This window comes from Paeniglutamicibacter sp. NPDC012692, from assembly GCF_042901625.1.
In the GTDB taxonomy this organism is placed as follows: Bacteria; Actinomycetota; Actinomycetes; order Actinomycetales; family Micrococcaceae; genus Paeniglutamicibacter.
On record NZ_JBIBDE010000002.1, the window covers coordinates 549715 to 567830 of the forward strand.

The 18116-nt window shown below is 63.7% G+C and carries 20 protein-coding genes; 5 read left to right on the forward strand and 15 right to left on the reverse strand.

Going from position 1 to position 18116, the window contains the following annotated elements; genetic code table 11:
• The first annotated feature begins 17 nt into the window (after positions 1-17).
• On the forward strand, positions 18-431 hold the full coding sequence (locus ACFY5D_RS10605) for a phage holin family protein (protein ID WP_387528922.1): 414 nt from the start codon (positions 18-20) through the stop codon (positions 429-431).
• A 191-nt stretch (positions 432-622) separates the two neighbouring features.
• Positions 623-1030: an SHOCT domain-containing protein gene (locus tag ACFY5D_RS10610; protein ID WP_387528925.1), complete on the forward strand. Its 408-nt coding sequence runs from the start codon at positions 623-625 to the stop codon at positions 1028-1030.
• A gap of 84 nt (positions 1031-1114) precedes the next feature.
• On the opposite strand, the gene ACFY5D_RS10615 is transcribed toward ACFY5D_RS10610, so the two are convergent.
• On the reverse strand, positions 1115-2386 hold the full coding sequence (locus ACFY5D_RS10615) for a nitrate/nitrite transporter (protein ID WP_387528928.1): 1272 nt from the start codon (positions 2384-2386) through the stop codon (positions 1115-1117).
• Positions 2387-2768: 382 nt separating this feature from the next.
• Here ACFY5D_RS10615 and ACFY5D_RS10620 point away from each other — a divergent pair, with 382 nt between their 5' ends.
• A complete protein-coding gene (locus tag ACFY5D_RS10620; RefSeq protein ID WP_387528931.1) occupies positions 2769-3944 on the forward strand; it encodes an FAD-dependent oxidoreductase in 1176 nt (391 codons plus the stop codon).
• A 123-nt stretch (positions 3945-4067) separates the two neighbouring features.
• Here ACFY5D_RS10620 and ACFY5D_RS10625 read toward each other — a convergent pair whose 3' ends face one another.
• The 9 genes from ACFY5D_RS10625 to ACFY5D_RS10665 form a co-directional block, all read right to left on the reverse strand.
• Positions 4068-4931 carry an ABC transporter ATP-binding protein gene (locus ACFY5D_RS10625; RefSeq protein WP_387528934.1) on the reverse strand — a complete coding sequence of 288 codons (864 nt, stop codon included), beginning with the start codon at positions 4929-4931 and terminating at the stop codon, positions 4068-4070.
• Positions 4921-5694 carry an ABC transporter permease gene (locus tag ACFY5D_RS10630; RefSeq protein WP_387528937.1) on the reverse strand — a complete coding sequence of 258 codons (774 nt, stop codon included), beginning with the start codon at positions 5692-5694 and terminating at the stop codon, positions 4921-4923. Before ACFY5D_RS10630 ends, ACFY5D_RS10625 begins: the two co-directional genes overlap by 11 nt.
• Positions 5691-6530 (reverse strand): ABC transporter permease, encoded by an 840-nt coding sequence (locus tag ACFY5D_RS10635; protein WP_387528940.1) that lies wholly within the window; start codon positions 6528-6530, stop codon positions 5691-5693. The genes ACFY5D_RS10630 and ACFY5D_RS10635 overlap by 4 nt, the downstream gene beginning before the upstream one ends.
• A 5-nt stretch (positions 6531-6535) precedes the next feature.
• On the reverse strand, positions 6536-8089 hold the full coding sequence (locus ACFY5D_RS10640) for a long-chain fatty acid--CoA ligase (protein ID WP_387528943.1): 1554 nt from the start codon (positions 8087-8089) through the stop codon (positions 6536-6538).
• 58 nt (positions 8090-8147) lie between these two features.
• The gene (locus tag ACFY5D_RS10645) at positions 8148-9137 is read right to left on the reverse strand and encodes an ABC transporter substrate-binding protein (protein WP_387528946.1); all 990 of its coding nucleotides are present in this window, start codon (positions 9135-9137) and stop codon (positions 8148-8150) included.
• Positions 9138-9369: 232 nt separating this feature from the next.
• Positions 9370-9825, reverse strand: a complete 456-nt coding sequence (locus ACFY5D_RS10650; RefSeq protein ID WP_387528949.1) for a MaoC family dehydratase — start codon at positions 9823-9825, stop codon at positions 9370-9372.
• Positions 9826-9887: 62 nt separating this feature from the next.
• The gene (locus ACFY5D_RS10655; RefSeq protein ID WP_387528952.1) at positions 9888-11075 is read right to left on the reverse strand and encodes an acyl-CoA dehydrogenase family protein; all 1188 of its coding nucleotides are present in this window, start codon (positions 11073-11075) and stop codon (positions 9888-9890) included.
• Complete coding sequence (locus tag ACFY5D_RS10660) at positions 11072-11965, reverse strand: amidohydrolase family protein (RefSeq protein WP_387528954.1); 894 nt, start codon at positions 11963-11965, stop codon at positions 11072-11074. Before ACFY5D_RS10660 ends, ACFY5D_RS10655 begins: the two co-directional genes overlap by 4 nt.
• Positions 11966-11978: 13 nt before the next feature.
• Entirely contained in the window at positions 11979-12905 is a 927-nt protein-coding gene (locus ACFY5D_RS10665; RefSeq protein ID WP_387528957.1) for an SDR family NAD(P)-dependent oxidoreductase, read from the reverse strand.
• 130 nt (positions 12906-13035) lie between these two features.
• On the opposite strand from ACFY5D_RS10665, the gene ACFY5D_RS10670 reads away from it, so the two are divergent.
• On the forward strand, positions 13036-13503 hold the full coding sequence (locus tag ACFY5D_RS10670) for a MarR family winged helix-turn-helix transcriptional regulator (RefSeq protein WP_387528960.1): 468 nt from the start codon (positions 13036-13038) through the stop codon (positions 13501-13503).
• Positions 13504-13521: 18 nt separating this feature from the next.
• On the opposite strand, the gene ACFY5D_RS10675 is transcribed toward ACFY5D_RS10670, so the two are convergent.
• The 5 genes from ACFY5D_RS10675 to ACFY5D_RS10695 all read right to left on the reverse strand — a co-directional run bounded on the left by ACFY5D_RS10675 (position 13522) and on the right by ACFY5D_RS10695 (position 17430).
• Positions 13522-14319, reverse strand: a complete 798-nt coding sequence (locus tag ACFY5D_RS10675; RefSeq protein ID WP_387528962.1) for an IclR family transcriptional regulator C-terminal domain-containing protein — start codon at positions 14317-14319, stop codon at positions 13522-13524.
• Between the two features lie 110 nt (positions 14320-14429).
• Positions 14430-15101 carry a 3-oxoacid CoA-transferase subunit B gene (locus ACFY5D_RS10680; protein WP_387528965.1) on the reverse strand — a complete coding sequence of 224 codons (672 nt, stop codon included), beginning with the start codon at positions 15099-15101 and terminating at the stop codon, positions 14430-14432.
• On the reverse strand, positions 15101-15772 hold the full coding sequence (locus tag ACFY5D_RS10685; RefSeq protein WP_387528967.1) for a 3-oxoacid CoA-transferase subunit A: 672 nt from the start codon (positions 15770-15772) through the stop codon (positions 15101-15103). Before ACFY5D_RS10685 ends, ACFY5D_RS10680 begins: the two co-directional genes overlap by 1 nt.
• Before the next feature lie 74 nt (positions 15773-15846).
• Entirely contained in the window at positions 15847-17058 is a 1212-nt protein-coding gene (locus ACFY5D_RS10690) for a thiolase family protein (protein WP_387528969.1), read from the reverse strand.
• Between the two features lie 150 nt (positions 17059-17208).
• Complete coding sequence (locus ACFY5D_RS10695) at positions 17209-17430, reverse strand: hypothetical protein (RefSeq protein ID WP_387528972.1); 222 nt, start codon at positions 17428-17430, stop codon at positions 17209-17211.
• Between the two features lie 26 nt (positions 17431-17456).
• On the opposite strand from ACFY5D_RS10695, the gene ACFY5D_RS10700 reads away from it, so the two are divergent.
• Positions 17457-18017: a CGNR zinc finger domain-containing protein gene (locus ACFY5D_RS10700; RefSeq protein WP_387528975.1), complete on the forward strand. Its 561-nt coding sequence runs from the start codon at positions 17457-17459 to the stop codon at positions 18015-18017.
• The last annotated feature ends 99 nt before the right edge of the window (positions 18018-18116 follow it).

The following is an 18116-nucleotide window of genomic DNA, read 5'->3' on the forward strand; positions in this document are numbered from 1 at the left end:
TACCTAGGATCGGCTCCATGATCATCTTTCTCATCAGAGCGGCAATCTACATTTGCACGGCAGCTTTGGGCCTCTTGGTCGCGTCGTGGATCCTCCCGGAGTTCAAGCTCGAGCCCAAGGGCTTCCTGGTGGCAACGGTCGTCTTTGCCTTGGCCCAGTCGATCCTTGAACCCTTCATCTTCCGGCTCTCGAATCGCTATGCACCCGCGGCGCTGGGCGGCATCGGCCTGCTCTCCACGCTGGCAGCCCTCATCATCGCGAGTATCTTCCCCGACGGCCTGGTGATCACCGGATTCACCACCTGGGTGCTCGCATCACTGGTGGTCTGGATGACCACCACACTCGGCGGATGGCTGTTGCCGCTGATCTTCCTGAAAAAGCGGTTGGCCGAACGCGATGCCAAGGCCGCACAGCCCAAGCCAATTAGCTAAGCAGCCGCACTTGCGATTCCCGGAACCGGCGCAGTGTCATCACCTACTGGTGAAAATGACCGCCTGTTTTTGGTGAAACGTGGTCAGGCTGACCTCGATCGCCAAGAATGAAGAACAAGTGGTTTATCACCCATCGTCCCTCGACTGACTCGGGGTATTAGGCTCCTTGAGGAGCCGGAAGGACTATCATCATGGAATTTTGGTCAAGCTTCTGGAACATCATCTGGATTTTCGTTTCCGCATTCATTTTCATTGCGTACCTGATTGCACTCTTCTCGATCATTGCGGACCTGTTCCGTGACCGTGAGCTGAAGGGTTGGTGGAAGGCCTTGTGGCTCTTTGCGCTGATCTTCGTTCCATTCATCACCTCGCTGGTCTACCTCATTGCCCGCGGCAAGGGCATGGCCGAACGTGCCTACCAGAACGCCACCCAGAACGCCGTGGCAACCGAGGATTACATTCGCAACGTGGCCAACACCAGCCCGAGCGACGAAATCGTCAAGGCCAAGGCACTCTTCGACTCTGGCGTCATCAGCGCCGACGAATACGAGGCGCTCAAGGCCCGCGCACTCGGACGTGTCACCGTTCCCGTGGCATAGCATTCAACTTCAAGACCCCAGCTGTGGGACTGTCGCGGTGCGACAGTCCCACAGCACGTTTAAGTGCTCTTGTCGTTCGACTCGCTATTCAATCGCTGCACCGTTAGGCAGCTCGACGTCAATGGACCGATCCGATTTTTGGCGAGCCTTCTTGAACCCAATCAGAAGAATAACCATCCCGATGGCTCCCATGGCGGCTGCACTGATGAGCGCGAGATCGAAGCTGCCTGTCACGTCGAAACTGAGCCCCCACAGCGGAGTCGCCACGGCGAGTCCCAAATAGCAGACCATCATGACTCGTCCGTAGACGACGCTGAAACGTTGCGGTCCAACGGCGTCGGAAATCACCATGGGAACCATGACCGTAAAAGTCGTCAGTGCGAGTGAGATTAGCGGAATGATCACGAGGTAACTTGTGAATCCTGAAGCCAGGGTGAGCCACGGGAATCCGATAATGAAGGCCAGCCCCGCAATAGCCGAGGCGCTACGCACGCCGAGCTTGTCATAGATGATCCCAAGAACAGGCTTACTCATGATTCCGCAGATTGCCGAGAAAGAAACAAGGATGCCTGCCCTAGCGGCGTCGACGCCGCTGTTTTGGAACAGCATCGGGAGAACCTGAACGACTCCCCCGTCCAGCGCCAAGGCGAATGCCCCGATCATCAGGAGCGCCACGGGTGCCGTGAGCCCTGCTGCCCGGAGTGAGAGCACAGGCGAAACCCGTGGCGCCATGATTTCCGAGGTCGTTGTTGCGCTCGGGGGGTTCCTGATGAGGAAAATCCCAGGGAGAACCAGGAGGATGAAGGCCGCTATCGCCAGTGTGCGCATGCCTCCGGCCCACCCATGTTCGGTCACAATTGCGGGAAGGACGAGGCCCCACAACAATCCGCCAAGGCCCATGAAAGCCATAACAATACCCAAAACCGAGCCGCGACGCTTGTGAACGTGCCACCCGTTTACAACGATCGTTGCGGCAATCAGTGTGCAGCCCGCCCAGCCGATGCCGTGCAGCATGGAAAATACATAAAAAACGTAGATGTTGGTGGTTGCTGACATGGCAAAGATGCAGATCGTGGTCCAAAATCCACCCATGATCACGAATCTGCGGATGCCGTACTTTTGCGCGTACTTGCCCAGAAAACCAAACATGAGCGCACTCACGCCTGCCAAGAGCGTGTAGTGAATCAAGTAGGCGCTGACACTCACATCAAAATGCTTGGTTCCGGAGGGTACTAGCAGCCCAAAGGCACCAATCATGGAAGTACAGAACACCAGCGAGGCCGCGCCAATGGTCGACTTCAGCCGGTCCCTTCGGGTCGCCGGGTGCAGTGGCACCGCGTGCAGAGAGTAATCCACGGATGACTCATGATCTTCGGGCATACGGTTACTTCCAGCTTGGATTGGAAATAGATGAATGCTTAATGCAATTCGATGAAGCTAATGTTCAATCTTCCGATCCTAATAGAACATGAATAGCCTTGAGCCGCTGACACACGAGTCAATTCCAAAGTTTCAAACCAAGTCGCCCATGCCACTTCTGGCCAAGGAATCATGGAAAAACCACCAAATGCCACGAGCAACCAGCTTGCCACGCCACGGTTTCCGGCAACCGTGCCAAACGAACCAGCATTTGGCGCCAGATCGATTGGGGCCGGGCGTCATGGCAGTTCATTGACCGGTACCTTCCTGACAAGAGCAAATAGACTCAACACCATCTGGAACAGTCAGGAGATAGACGATGGCAGCGAGGCTGGACACGATAATCATCGGTGGCGGCGCCATGGGTTCGGCGACGGCATGGGCGCTGGCCGGGCGCGGCCGCGACGTGACGCTCCTTGAGCAATTCGATCCAGGGCACAAACTCGGTGCCTCACATGGGATCACCCGCAACCTGAACTTCGGCTATGCCGATCCGACGTACGTGCGGATGCTCAGCGAATCGCTGGACCTGTGGAAACTGCTGGGCCAGCAGTGCGGCATGGAGCAAATCGCACGCACCGGAACCGTCAACCACGGCGCCCCAGCGGTCCAGGCCAAAACCCTGCAGGTGCTGACACGCGCCGGTATCCGCGCCGAGGAACTCACAGCGGGTGAGGCCTCCGCGCGCTGGCGCGGCATCAGGTTCGACGGCCCCGCGCTGCATATGCCCGACGGCGGCCAGCTGAACCCGGACCTGGCGCTGCCCAGCTTCCAGCAGGTTGCGCGGGAGGCCGGCGCGCACATCCGGCACGGCGTACGCTTGCTGGAATTGCGCATCCTCGCCGATGACCACGTCATCTTGACCCTCGAGTCGGGCTCGGGGACCGAAACGCTCCACGCACGCAATGTGGTGGTCACCGCCGGAGCATGGTCGAAACATCTACTAGGTGATTTATTTACCATTCCGAAATTGACCGTCACGCAGGAACAGCCGCTGCATTTCGCTCCCGCGGACGGGAATGCCGTGTGGCCCGGCTTCAACCACGCGCTGGTTCCCGGGTCACCGGGGTTCGAGAACGCCTACTCCCCCGTGTACGGGATGTTCACCCCGGGCGAGGGAGTGAAGGCAGGCTGGCACGGGACGGGTGCGATCACCGACCCCGACAGGCGAAGCTTCGCGGCCGAGCCTGCCCAGCGGCGCGCGCTGCAGGACTACGCCCGCGAATGGCTGCCGGGCGTCGACGCAGACTCCTTCACTGAGATCAGCTGCACCTACACGAACACCGAGGACGAGGACTTCATCCTCGACCGCATCGGACCCATCGTCATCGGGGCGGGGTTCTCCGGGCACGGGTTCAAGTTCACCCCGGTCATTGGCAGGATCCTTGCGGATTTGGTCGACGGCAGCGGGCCCGCGCCGGCAAAGTTTGCGGCCGGACGAAAGATTGCCGCTTCCACGTTCTCCGACCGCCGTTCGGGGTTGTCGGTTGAATAGCCGAGTTTGTAGCAGGCATTGAACCAATGCTCCGTAAAGGTCACCGTAAGAGAACACCGTTGCCCGCCATCTCCAAAGGATGGAAATGACGGACAACGGCGCTAAACATGTTCCGCCAGGTGCCTACTTCACCACCATGGTGATGGCTTCCTCCGGGCGATGCCCCTGCTTGGCCTTCTGGATCTCCGCGTACACGTGGTGGCGCAGCTCGGTGAAGCGCGGCAGCGAGCGGGTTTCCAGCTGGTCGCGTTCGGCCGGCAGGTCGATCACGATGTCCTCCTGCACCACGGTGGGCGAGGAGGAGAGGATGATGACGCGCTCGCCCAGGTAGATCGACTCGTCGATGTCGTGGGTGACAAACAGGACGGTCACGCCCAGCTTCTTCCAGACGCTGCGGATCAGGTCTTCGAGGTCGGCGCGGGTCTGCGCATCCACGGCCGCGAATGGCTCGTCCATCAGCAACACCTCGGGCTGGTAGGCCACGGCGCGGGCGATCGCCACGCGCTGCTGCATGCCGCCGGAGAGCTGCCACGGGTAGGACTTGGGCACGTGGGCCAGGCCCACGGCCTCCAGCGCCTGCTCGACCAGCACCTTGCGCTCGTTCTTGGGCACGCCCGCGTTCTTCAGCGGCAGCTCGACGTTCTCGGCCACCCGCAGCCACGGGAACAGCGAACGGCCGTACTCCTGGAACACCACCGCCATCTTCTTGGGTGGCCCGGTGATGACCTGGCCGTCCAGGCGAACCTCGCCCTCGGTGGAGCCCAGCAGCCCGGCAATGCACTTGAGCAACGTCGTCTTGCCCGAGCCCGAGGGGCCGACCAAGCACACCAGCTCGCCGCGGCCCAGGTCGAAGGTCAGGTTGCGGACGGCCTCGATGTCGCCCGCATCCGTGCGGTAGACCTTTTTCAGGTTGCGCACCGAGAGCAGTGCCTCGCCCTCGGGCAGGGTACGCCCACCGGCGTGGGACGTCGGGTTTTCAGACTGCATTTTCAACCTCTTTCAGGCCGTGGTACCAACGCAGGACGCGTCGTTCACACCATTGGAAGACAAAGGACAAGGCCACGCCGATCAGGCCCAGCACCACGATGCCGGACCACATTTCCGGAACGGCGAAGGAACGCTGGAATTGCACGATCGTGAACCCCAGCCCGGAGGACGAGGCAAACATTTCGGAGATCACCATGAGGATCAGGCCGATGGACAGGCACTGGCGCACGCCGGCCATGATGGTCGGGGTTGCCGAGGGCAGCACCTGGTAGCGGATGCGGTTGAAGCCGGAGATCCCGTAGGAGCGTGAGGTTTCGTTTTGCACCGGGTCGATGGAGCGGACGGCCTCGATGGTGTTCAGCAGCACCGGCCAGATGCAGCCGGAGATGATGACCGCGATCTTCATGCCATCGTTGATGCCCACCAGCAGCATCAGCACCGGCACCAACACCGGTGGCGGCAGCGCCCGGAAGAACTCGAAGACCGGCTCGGTCAGCGCCCGCATGGTGCGGTTCAACCCGACGGCCAGGCCCAGGCCGATGCCCAGCACGATCGCCGCCAGCACGCCCGCCACCAGGCGGATCACGCTCGGCAGCACGTCGGTGAGCAGGCGCTCGCCCATCCACGTCTCGACGAACGTTTCAGCGAGCTGCGCCGGGGTCGGGACAAAGAAGTTCGTGGCACCGGAGGTTGCGATCCACCACCAGGCCAGCAGGATCAGCGGCAGGCCCAGCAGGTAGCCGATTGATTTCAGTGTTTTCACGGCGTTGCCTCCCCGCGGACGGACGGGTGCCAGGACAGCACGCGTTTTTCAACAACACGGGTGACTACGTTGATCAGCACCCCGAGGAAGCCGGTGGCCAGGATCAACGCATACATCCCGGCGATGGCGCCGCCGGACTGGGCCAGGGTGATCTCGTTGCCCAACCCAGGTGAACCGATGAGCAGCTCGGCGGTGATGGCAAGGATCAGGGTCACGGACGCGGCCAGCCGGATGCCGGTCATCAGGTAGGGAAGCATGGTTGGGAAGACCACGTCCCGCACCCGCTGCCAGTAGGAGAACCCGTAGGAGCGGGCCGTCTGCATGGCGACGTTGTCGACGTCGGCAACCCCGTAGAGCACCTGGATCAGCACCTGCCAAAAGCAGGCGTAGATGATCAGCAGCAGCGAGGACTCGATCTTCATGCCGAACAGCAGCACGGCCAACGGGATCAGCGCGACCGAGGGAATCGGGCGCAGGAACTCGATGGTGGAGTTCGTGAAGCGTCGCAGGAACGGCGACATGCCGATGACCAGTCCCAGCACCAGCCCGAGGACCACGGCAATGGCAAGGCCGATGGCCCAGGCTGTCATGGTGTCGCCCACGGCAACCCAGAAGGCCGTCATGCCCAGGTCCATGGTCAGCGCCGTCAGGACCTCGGAGGCCGGAGGCAGGTACTTTGCCTGGACAATGCCCAGCACCGGCAGCAGTTCCCAGAGTCCCAGGAACACCACGACGCCAACGAGCCCCAGGACTGCCTTGGGCAGCCCCTTGGACTTCACGCGCGGTGCCTGGGCAAGGCTCTTGGCTCGCGGCCTTTCTTGAACTACCTGTGTCATCGTTGTCACCCTCCCTGAAGCAATTGGTCGGTGGCGATTTTTCCGCCATGGGTCATCCGCAGGTCCGACTTGCGAATCTTGCCGCTCGCGGTGCGCGGCAGATCCTCGGCGAGCACCACCGAGCGGGGAATCTTGTAGCGAGCCAGCAACCCGGTGAGGTGTTCGAGGATTTCGGCGTCTGTCACCTGCATGCCTTCGACCGGCACCACCACGGCACGAGGCACCTCGCCCCATTTGGGATCGGGGATCCCGATGACGGCGACGGCCGACACCGAGTCGAGCTGCATGATGGCCTGCTCCACCTCGGCCGGATAGATGTTTTCCCCACCTGAGATGATCATGTCCTTGAGCCTGTCGGAGATGAAGAGGAACCCTTCGTCGTCCAGGTGGCCCATGTCTCCGGAACGGAACCATGAACCTTCGGTGAAGGCTTCGGCACTGGCCTCCGGCCTGTTCCAGTACTCGCCGATCACGTTCGGGCCCGAAATGAGGATTTCCCCCACTTCACCGGCCGGAAGGATGTTGCCCAGTGGATCGATGATTTGGATGTCGGTGAAGTAGTGCGGCAAACCTGCCGAACCGATCTTGTCGCGTGAGCGATCAGCCTGCAGCGAGGTGGCCCCCGGCGCGCTTTCTGTCATGCCGTAGCCGCCGGAGAACCCCAGGCCGCGCTCTTCGTAGGCCTCAAGTACACGCAGAGGGACGGCAGAGCCGCCGCAGGTGAGCATGCGCAGCGAGGAAATGTCGGATCCTTCCCACGCCGGGTGCTCGGCAAGCAACTGGAAGGTGGTGGGAACGCCGGAAAGCGAGGTGATCGAATGTCTCTCGATGGCGGCAAGCACCGCGGAGGGCTCGAAGCGATCCTGGAGCACCAGGGTTCCACCCTTGAGCAGCGTCGGCAATGCCCCCATGCCCAGGGACGCAACATGAAACATCGGTGCAATCATCAGTGCCCGTGCGTCGCTTGTCACGTCGTAATCGATGATGACGTTGAAGGAATTCCACGTCATGTTGCCATGGGTCAGCACGGCACCCTTGGGCTGGCCGGTGGTTCCGGAGGTGTAGAGAATGATGGCCGGGTCCTCCAGGCCCACCGCGATGTCCCGGTGCTCGCTGCTTGCGGCCTCAAGCGCACGTTCGTAGGCCGAATCCGCACCCGGAACATCCTCCACCACCAGATGGTGCTCGACGGGGCTCTGCGGCAGGGAATCCGCAGCCAGCCCATCGAGGGACGCCGGGTTGATGAGCACCGCGCTGCCTGAGTCGTTCAGCGCGTAGTTCAGCTCGCGCGGTGCCAGCCGTGTGTTGAGGGGAACGAAAATGGCACCAATGCTGCCGCAGGCGAAGAGGGTTTCAAGGAATGCAGGGTGGTTGTTGCCGAGGTAGGCAACGCGCGACCCCTTTGCCACTCCCCGATCCGTCAATGCATTGGCCAACCTGTCGACCCGCACCGCAAAATCGGCATAGCTCAGGGACACATCGCGGTCAACGATGGCCGCATGGTCCCGTGACTTGATGCGGCGCTTGTGGATCCAACTACCAAGCCCTTGGTTCAGCATTGGTGCCTTTCTTGGGTGCCGGCCCGCAGGCCGGCACAACGGTTTCTAGCTTTCTTGGTTACTTGATTGTCAGGCCCGCGACGTCGGGGGCCTTGGAGAGGAATGCATGCTTGGCCGCGAGCTGCCCAAGTGCGTCAAGTTGGGTTGCCGGAACGGTTCCGTCCCAGGTTTCCATCTTGAGGTTCTTGGCAACCATGGCATCCATCTTCATGAAGTCCGGCAGCATTGCCTTCGCGCCGGCCTGGTCGGCTTCGGCAGCGGCCAGAGTCTCGGTCATTGCCGCCTTGAAGTCGGCGACTACCTCGGGCTTCTCCTGGGCGAACTTGCCGCTGGTGAAGCTCACCATGGTGGGAAGGCCCGGGATTGCCTTTTGGTTAGGGTAGCCGACGAGCTTGTTGTCCTTGTTGGCAAGGGCCTTGGAGAGGAACGGTTCCGGCACCCAGATGGCATCAACGTTCTTGCGTTCGAGTTGTGCTTCCATGTCCGGGAACGGCATTTCACTGAACTTCAGTGCGGCCGGATCGGCGCCGTCGATGGCCGCCGATTCCATGATGGTCAGGTCACCCTGGGTCTTGAGCGCATTGACGGTCGTGGTTTTGCCGGCGAGGTCGGCGAAGGTATTGATGCCCGAATCGGCGCGGACGACCACACCGTTGATGTCATCGCCCTCGGCCTTGGAGTTCGAGTAGCCGGTGACGATTTTCATGTCGAGCCCCTTGTCCACGGCGGTAAGCACCGAGAGCGGGTTGCCTACGGCAAAGTTCAAATCACCGGTGGAAACCGCAGGAAGCATGGCAGCGCCTGCGGAGCTGGTGGTGAATTCAACGTCAAGGCCGTGCTTCTCAAAGATTCCCTTGTCGACCCCGTACTTCACCGCGACCGAAGGCGCGATGGGAAGGACACCCACGACCACCTTGGTCAGCCCGGCAGAACCGGATGCACCCGTTTCCGCAGCTGCCTGCCCGGATGGCGAGCCACCGCCACAGCCTGTCAGTGCGAATGCGGCAATTGTTGCCCCGGTGACAATCGCGGTGAATTGCTTCTTCATGATTTCTCCTGAGTGGTAGTGGTGCGGCCCCGGAGTCGCTACCCCATCCGCCAAAAATTTGTGGCCTGCGCCACACGAATCAATCTAAGCGCAATTATTGAAATAATCAACGGTTGTTTTTTTGTTGCTTTTTGGGCACATCGAAAGCCGGCGGGCGCAAGCCCTGCATCGCAAAAGGGCGCGTCGAAGACCGGGGCAGCATTTGAAGCCACCCCGGTCTTCGACCCTGCATTTAGGCGTAGAAGCGGTAGATGCCGCGCGAGACGACGGACGGCTTGGCGGCACCTTCGACCTCGACGACCTGGTCGACGGCGATCTGGTAGCCACCCTTGACTTCCTCGACCTCGGCGATGAGCGCCTTCATGCGGATGTTGGCACCCACCGGAACCGGGGCGGGGAAGCGGACTTTCTCCAGGCCGTAGTTCACGCGGGTGGAGACACCGGTGACGTCGAAGAGCTCGGACCAGAAGGCGATCTGCAGGCTCAGCGAAAGGTAGCCGTGGGCGATCGGACCGCCGAAGGGGCCGTCCTTGGCCTTTTCCGGGTCGGTGTGGATCCACTGGTGGTCGTCGGTCGCGTCGGCGAACGTGTTGACCTGGTTCTGGGTGACCACGCGGTATTCGCTGTAGCCGAGGTCGGTGCCTGCGGCGTTTGCGAGCTGTTCGTAAGAAAGAACTGTCTGGCCCATGGGGACCCTCCTGTAATTTGTTGGTGCTGGAAAGTGATGAATGAAGTCTTGTGCCCGCGTACTTAGCGGAAGGCACCGATGCCAGTCACGGCCCGGCCGACGATCAACGCATTGATCTCGTGTGTTCCCTCGTAGGAATAGATGGCCTCGGCATCCGCATGGAAGCGGGCGACGTCGTAGTCGAGCACGATGCCGTTGCCGCCGCAGATCTCGCGCGCAAGCGCCACGGTCTCGCGCAGCATCTTGGCGGTGAACATCTTGGCCATGGCCGAACTTTCGTCCTTGTACAGCCCATGGTCCTGTTGCTCGGTGAGCCGCACGACCATTCCAAGGCAGGCCGTGACGTTCGAAAGCATCTGCGCGAGCTTTTCCTGGATCAGTTGGAAGGACGCCAGGGGCTTGCCGAATTGCTTGCGTTCCAAGACGTACTTCAACGCCGCCTCGTAGGCGCCGGCGGCGGCACCCGTGGCGATCCAGGCGACATCCGAACGCATGTTGCGCAGGCAAGCCGCGACATCCGCGAACGAATTGATGCGCGCGAGCCGCGCCGAGTCCGGAACCCGCACGTCGACAAGATCGATGTCCGCGTTCTGCATGATCCGCAGGCATGCCTTGCGCTGGATCTTGGACAACCGCACGCCCTCGGTCCCGGTGGGAACCAGGAAGCACTTGACCTGGCCATCGGCGGTGTCGCGGGCAAAAACCGCCAGCACATCGGCCTGCGCCGCGCCGCCGATCCAGCGTTTGGCGCCGTTGATGACCCAAGAGCCGCCCCGTTCGTCGTCCTCGAAGGTCGCCGAGGTCTCGAGTCCGCCGGCGATGTCCGAGCCGTGCTCCGGTTCGGTCAGCGCGAACACGCCCTTGAGGTCGTAGGAGCTGATGCTCGGGTCGAGTTCGGCCGCCTGCTCCTCGCTGCCGCCCAGGTTCACCGTGGTCCTGAAGAGCCCGGACTGCGCGTTGTAGAACGTGGCGACCGAGGCATCAACGCGGGCCAGTTCGAAGTTCCGGAAGCCGGCAAAGAGTCCGCGGACCTTTTCCCCGGCGGCCAGGACCTCGGCCGGTTCCATCATGTCCAGCCCGACGAGCGGGCCGGTGATCTGTTCGGGGAATTCCCCGCGCTCCCAGTACTCGTTCACGACCGGGCGGACGTGCTCGTCCAACACCGTCCGCAAACGCAGCAGCGCCGCGCGTTCGGCGTCGCTGAGCAGCGCGGCGAAACCGAGCTGGTCGCTGGGATAGAACTGGCTCATGATGCCGTCAGTCCCAGAACGCGCGCCGCATTGTCCTTGAGGATCAGCGGGCGGACCTCGTCCTTCAGCGGCAGCTCGGCGAAGGCACCGAGCCACTTCTCGGGGGTGATCAGCGGGTAGTCGGTCCCGAAGAGCACCTTGGTCGAAAGCACGTTGTTGCTCATCTTCACCAGCGAGGCCGGGAAGTACTTCGGGCTCCAGCCCGAGAGGTCGATGAACACATTGGCCTTGTGCGTGGCGATCGAGTTTGCCTCGTCCTGCCACGGCACGGAGGGGTGGGCCATGATGATGGTCAGGCCCGGGAAGTCGGCGGCGACGTCGTCGAGCAGCAGCGGGTTGGAGTAGCGCAGCTTGATGCCGCGCCCGCCGGGAAGTCCGGCGCCCATGCCGTTCTGGCCGGTGTGGAAGATGCACGGCAGGCCGAGTTCCTCCAGCGCCGCCCACAACGGGCGGAACTCCTCGCTGGAGGGGTCGAAACCCTGCAGCGAGGGGTGGAACTTGAAGCCGCGCACGCCGAGGTCGTTGGCCTGGCGGCGCGCCTCGGCGATCGCGTCCGGACCCGTGCGCGGGTCGACGGAGCCGAAGGGGATCAACACGTCGTTGTTCCGTGCGGCCCCGGCGACCAGGTCGTCGATCGAGTTCGGCGCATGACCCAGCGCCGTGCGGGCATCGACGGTGAACAGCACGGCAGCCATCTTCGCCTCGCGGTAGACCTCTGCGATCCGGTCCACCGACGGGGTGCGCTCGGCGGACTTGAAGTAGGCGGCCGAGGCCTCAAAGAGGTCCTCCGGCATGGCCTTGTGGCCGCAGTCGTCGACCTCGAGGTGCACGTGCATGTCGATGGCCGTGATGGCCGTCAGGTCTATCCGCGATTCGTACTTGATGCCCATGGTCCCGGCTTTTCTACTTGGCTGCCGGTTCGGGCTGCAGCTCGGCGGGAAGCTCCGGGAAGTTCTCGCCGACCGACTGCAGATTCCCGGCAAACGGGAAGCGTTCCTGCAAGGTTGCGTAGTCCCAGCCGCCGTCGTTGAACTCCGACTCGATGGCTTCCGGGTGGCTCCAGAGCTGGAGGCGGTCCCCGCCCGCACCGATGGCCTGGCCGTTGATGTTGCCGGCGGCGTCGGAGGCGAGGAAGGCGATCAGGCCGGCAACGTCGTCCGAAGTGCCGAATCCGAGCGTCTTGCGGAAGAAGTCGGGCATTGCCTCGCCGCGCTCTTCGGCCTCGACGGCCTTGGCGAAGTACGGAACGGTCTTGGTCATGGCGGTTGCCGCAACGGGGATGACCGCATTGACGGTGACGCCCGCGCGCTTCATTTCCAGGGCCCAGGTGCGCACCATGCCCACGATGCCGGACTTTGCGGCGGCGTAGTTGGTCTGGCCGAAGTTGCCGCGCTGGCCGGTGGGCGAGCCGATGGCGATGATGCGCCCGGCAATGCCGTTTTCCTTGAAGTAGGCGTAGGCCTCGCGGACGCAGGTGAAGGTTCCGCGCAGGTGCACGTTGATGACCAGGTCGAAGTCCTCGTCGGTCATCTTCAGGATGGACTTGTCGCGCAGCACGCCGGCGTTGGTGACCAGGATGTCGAGGCGGCCGAAGTTCTGTACTGCCGCGGCAACCAATGCCTTGGCGGTCTCGGTGGAACCCACCGGTGCGACGACTGCAACGGCCTTGCCGCCTGCTGCGGTGATCGACTCGACGGCCTCGGCGGCGACGCCTGCGTCAACGTCGTTGATGACCACGGCGGCGCCCTGGCGGGCGAGTTCCTGCGCGTAGCTCAGGCCCAGGCCGCGGCCGCTGCCGCTGACAATTGCTACTTTTCCTTCAAGTGACACGTTTACTCCCTCATAGGTTGCTGTTGCCCCCGCGGCCTTGCACATGGGAACCTTGCTTAGATACATAACAACTTAAACTCTTGAAAAAGTCAACGATTAAGTTTTTCACTAATATCCAGGAGATGCCTTCATGCCACCCAAGTCGAGCACCATAGCCAGCGGGATTGAACGGTTCCTGGACTGCGAGCTGGCAGGGGAAATCGAGTTCCTGGCCGCACGCACGCGCTCCTTGGGTTCGGCGCGCGCCAACGGACTACTGGAACCGCTGGGCCTGAAGGTCCGCTCCTACTCGGTGCTGTCGCTCGCCTGCAGCGACCTCTCCCCCACCCAGCGCGAGCTCGCGGAGTTCCTTTCGCTGGACCCGAGCCAGATCGTGCCGCTGGTCGACCAGCTCGAAAAGGGCGGATTCGTCCAGCGCCAGGCCGACCCCAACGATCGCCGCTCGAAGGTCATCAGCGCAACGCCGGAGGGGCACAAGCTCTACAAGAAGGCGCGCCTGGAAACGGCGAAGGGCGAAGCCATGGCGATGGAGCAGCTCAGCAAGGCCGAGCAGGACACCTTGCGCGACCTGCTTTCGCGGATCGCCTTTGTGGATTGATTCTTGGCGGACAGCGCCTCAGCGGCTCGCGGCCAGCGCTTCCTGAACCTTGCACGCAGCTCGCTGGAGCGCGGGAAGCACTGCCTGCGCGGCTTCCTCGGCACCGACCGGGGCCCGCTGGCGCACGCTCATCGAGACGTTCATGGCCGCCGCGATGCTGCCGTCGGCATTGAATACCGGCACCGCGACCGAGCGCAGCCCAATCTCCAATTCCTGGTCGACGATCGCATAGCCCTGGGTGCGGATCTTCTCCAGCTCCGCACGCAGGTCGGCGACGTTGTCGATTCCCAGGCCGGTGGCGGAATGCACTCCTTCAGCCAGCAGAACGTCAACCACTCCGGGGGCCTGGAAGGCCAAAAGCACACGCCCCATGGAGGTGTTGGCCGCGGGGAATCGGGTGCCCACCGAGATACCCACGCGCATGATCGAGCGGGTGTGCACGCGGGCGATGTAGAGGATGTCGCGCCCGTCGAGGACCGAGGCCGAGGCAGATTCGTGCACCGCGGTGGAGAGGTCCTCGAGCACCGGCTCCATGAGCTGCGGCAGCGTAGCGCTGGACAGGTAGGAATAGCCCAGCTGCAGGACCTTGCTGGTGAGCTCGAAGAACTTCCCGTCCCCGCGCACGTATCCGAGCTCCTGCAGGGTGAGCAGGAAACGCCGCGCGGTGGCCCGCGACAGGCCGGTGCGCTTGGCAACCTCACTGAGCGTCATCGAGGGGTGCTCGGCGTCGAACGAGGTGATCACCTCAAGGCCGCGAGCCAGGGACTGGACGGACGTCGATCCGCCCACGGCGGTGGTTCCTGCGTCCTGGCTCATGGCGTGCGGCTCCTGTGTGCTCAATCGTGAAGGCCCCCGCAGCGCTTCGGCGGGGAAGGCAAAGAACGGGGACAGCGTGTTGACTGCCCCCATTCTTTCAAACTTACCGGCTAGGCGCCGCGCACCAGGTCGACCGGCAGTCGATCGGCGAGCTCCTCGAAGGAGATCCCGTGGGTGGAACGCACCGTCACCGTCGAATCCTGCAGCTCGAAGATCGCCGACTCGGTGTAGATGCGCGAGACGCAGCCCAGCCCGGTCACCGGGTAGGAGAGGGCCTCGACCAGCTTGGATGCGCCGTCCTTGGTGAACAAGGACATCATGACCCAGGTGGACTTTGCGCCGATGGCCAGGTCCATGGCGCCGCCGACTGCGGGGATCGCGCCGGGGGCACCGGTGTGCCAGTTGGCCAGGTCGCCGGAGCCCGAGACCTGGAACGCGCCGAGCACGCAGACATCGAGGTGCCCGCCGCGCATCATCGCGAAGGAGTCGGCGTGGTGGAAGTAGCTGGCGCCGGGCAGTTCGGTGACCGGGATCTTGCCGGCGTTGATCAGGTCGCCGTCGATGTCGTCACCCGTGGCGACCGGGCCCATGCCGAGCATGCCGTTTTCGGTGTGCAGGGTGACGTCCTGCTCCGCGTCCAGGAAGTTCGAGACGTTGGTGGGCTGGCCGATGCCCAGGTTCACGAACGCCCCGACGGGGATGTCCGCGGCGACCATCGCGGCGAGTTCGTCGCGGGTCAGCGGTGCTTCGGTGGTGGTGAAGGTGGATGTATCGGTGCTCATTAGTTGTTGCCTCCGAGTGCTACGAGGGTGTTGACGTAGATGCCCGGGGTCACCACGACCTCCGGGTCGATGCCGCCGACGGGAACGATCTCGTCGACCTGCACAATCGACTGCGTGGCCGCCGCGGCCATGATGGGGCCGAAGTTGCGGGCGGTCTTGCGGTAGACCAGGTTGCCGCGGGTGTCCGCGCGCAGGGCCTTGATGAGCGCAACGTCGGCATGGATCGGGCTCTCCAGGACGTAGCCCTTGCCGTCGATCATGCGGGTTTCCTTGCCCTCGGCCAGCAGCGTGCCGTAGCCGGTGGGCGTGAAGAAGCCGCCGATACCGGCGCCCGCGGCGCGGATGCGCTCGGCCAGGTTGCCCTGCGGGACCAGCTCCAGCTCGATCTCACCGGCGCGGTAGGCCTCATCGAAGTGCCAGGAATCGGACTGGCGCGGGAAGGAGCAGATGACCTTCTTGACGCGGCGTTCCTTGATCAGCAGCGCAAGGCCGGCGTCGGCCTGGCCGGCGTTGTTGTTCACGACCGTCAGGTCGGTGGCGCCGTGGGCCAGCAATGCGTCAATGAGTTCCATCGGCTGGCCGGCATTGCCGAACCCGCCGATCAGGACGGTTGCGCCGTCGTGGATGTTGGCCACTGCCTCTGCGGCCGTGGCGGCGATGCGTGGTGCCATGGTGGTTCTCTCCTCGGTTCCTGAAATCTTTTTCTTAGGGCGTGCGCCCTCGGGGGTTCAAATCCCCCATCCACTTATGAAGTGGCGTTGGGGTTTTCCAGCACGACGGCCAGGCCTTGGCCCACGCCGATGCAGATCGCCGCGACGCCCCAGCGCTGGCTGGTTTCCTGCAGTCGGCGGGCCAGCGTGCCCAGGATGCGCAGACCGGAGGCGCCCAGCGGGTGGCCGATCGAGATCGCGCCGCCCCAGGCATTGACGATGGCCGGGTCTATGTCCCAGGCCCGGATGCAGGCCAGCGACTGCGCGGCGAAGGCCTCGTTGAGTTCCACCGCAGCCACGTCCGACCAGGTGATGCCGGCCTTGGCCAGCGCCTTGTTGGCGGCCTCGACAGGGGCGAAGCCGAAGTACTGCGGGTCCAGCGCGGACGAGGCGCGGCCGGCGATGCGCGCCAGCGGTGCCGCACCCAGCAGCTGACCGCCGCGCTCCGAGCCGATGAAGGCGGCGGAAGCGCCGTCAGACATCGGGGAAGCGTTGCCCGCGGTGACGGTTCCGGTCGCCGCGTCGCGGAAGACGGTGCGCAGCCCGGCCAGCGCCTCGGCCGTGGAATCGGGACGGATGGTCTCGTCCATGGTGACCTCGCTGCCGCGCTTGCCGGCCGGGGGCACGGAGACCACAAGGTTCTCGTACTTGCCCTCGGCCCAGGCGGCCGCCGCCAGCCGGTGCGAGAGCGCCGCGAACTCGTCCTGGTCCTCGCGGCTGACGTCATACTTCTCGCGCAGCTGCTCGGTGGCCTCGCCGAGGGAAACGGTCCATTCGCCGGGCATGGCCGGGTTGACCAGGCGCCAGCCCAGGGTGGTGTTTGCCAGTTCGAGGTTGGCCATCGGGAAGGGGCGGTCGGTCTTGGGCAGCACCCACGGGGCGCGGCTCATGGACTCGACGCCGCCGACCAGCACCAGGTCCGCGTCCTGCGTGTTGACCTGGCGGGAGGCGGCGATGGCGGCATCCAGCGAGGAGCCGCAGAGGCGGTTCATGGTGGTGCCGGGCAGCGAGGTTGGCAGGCCCGCAAGCAGGGTGGCCATGCGGGCCACGTTGCGGTTTTCCTCGCCCGCGCCGTTGGCGTTGCCGAAGATCGATTCGTCAATGGAGGCCGGGTCGAGATGCGGGGCGCGGGCCACGAGCTCGCGGACCACGTGTGCGGCCAGGTCGTCGGGGCGGTGCGCGGAAAGGCTTCCGCCGATCTTGCCGAAGGGCGTGCGGATTGCGTCGTAGAGATACGCCTGCTGCATGGTCCGGAACCTGGCTTTCTGCTTATTATGTTCGCATTGTGAACCTTCGTTCACTGAATGAACTTTATCAGCAGTGGCGCGTGCCCTTCAAGGGTTTGCCGCCAACCGTTTCGCGGTTCACCGAGACCGGCGCCCGGTCACCGAGCCCCTTCAGGCACCTGACGATCGGCCCAGAATGACACTCACGTCGGCCGGTGGCACCTCGACCGACCCCTGGATATCGATGCGGCGGGCACCGCAATTTTCCGCGCAGCGCACGTACAGCACCCGCCCCTCGGACGTATTGTGCGCGGATTCGACCACCCAAGCATGCTCGTGAACCAGGAGTTCACGGTCGGCCAGGACGTCATCGTTTGTGGCTATATGCATCATGCAAACCACTCTGCTGTAATGGCCTTATGCATCTCAACCCTTACGGAGAATACGCCGTGCTTCTCGCGGCATCGCTGGCCAACGACATGCCCCGCGACAGGGACGGCATCGAGGAACGGGCCCGCACCTTCGGGATGACCATGGACTTCATCCCGACCCCCGAGGACCACGCATTGACGCGCCAGGTCGTCGATGACTGGCTGCGCGTCGTCGATGCCCAGGATCCGCGGGAACGCGCGGCGATACTCAACCAGCAAATGGCCGCCGCGGCAGCCTACCCCCGGCTCGTCAACCACGACGACGAGGGCTGGCACCTGCATTACCGCGACACGAACCAGGGGATGCCGCACGTCTTTCGAGCGATCTTCAGTGTCGGAACCGCCCTGCACCTGACCACCCGGGGAATGCACAGGCTGGGCCGCTGCGCCGCCGGTGAGGAACCCGGGGATCCCTGCCAGGCCGTGGTGGTGGACGTGACCCGCAACGGCCGGCAACGCTATTGCTCGGTGCGCTGTGCAAACCGCGCGGCGGTCAGGCGGCACCGTGCCCGCGCCGGTTCGACCGCCCGGAGCATCCCGAAGCGCTGACCGCAGCACCGCCCAAAACGCCCACCCGCGGGCGGGATCCGGGAAGATGCTGCCGACCAGTCTTCTGCTTGCATCTCCGCTCCCCGACGGCGGTTCGGG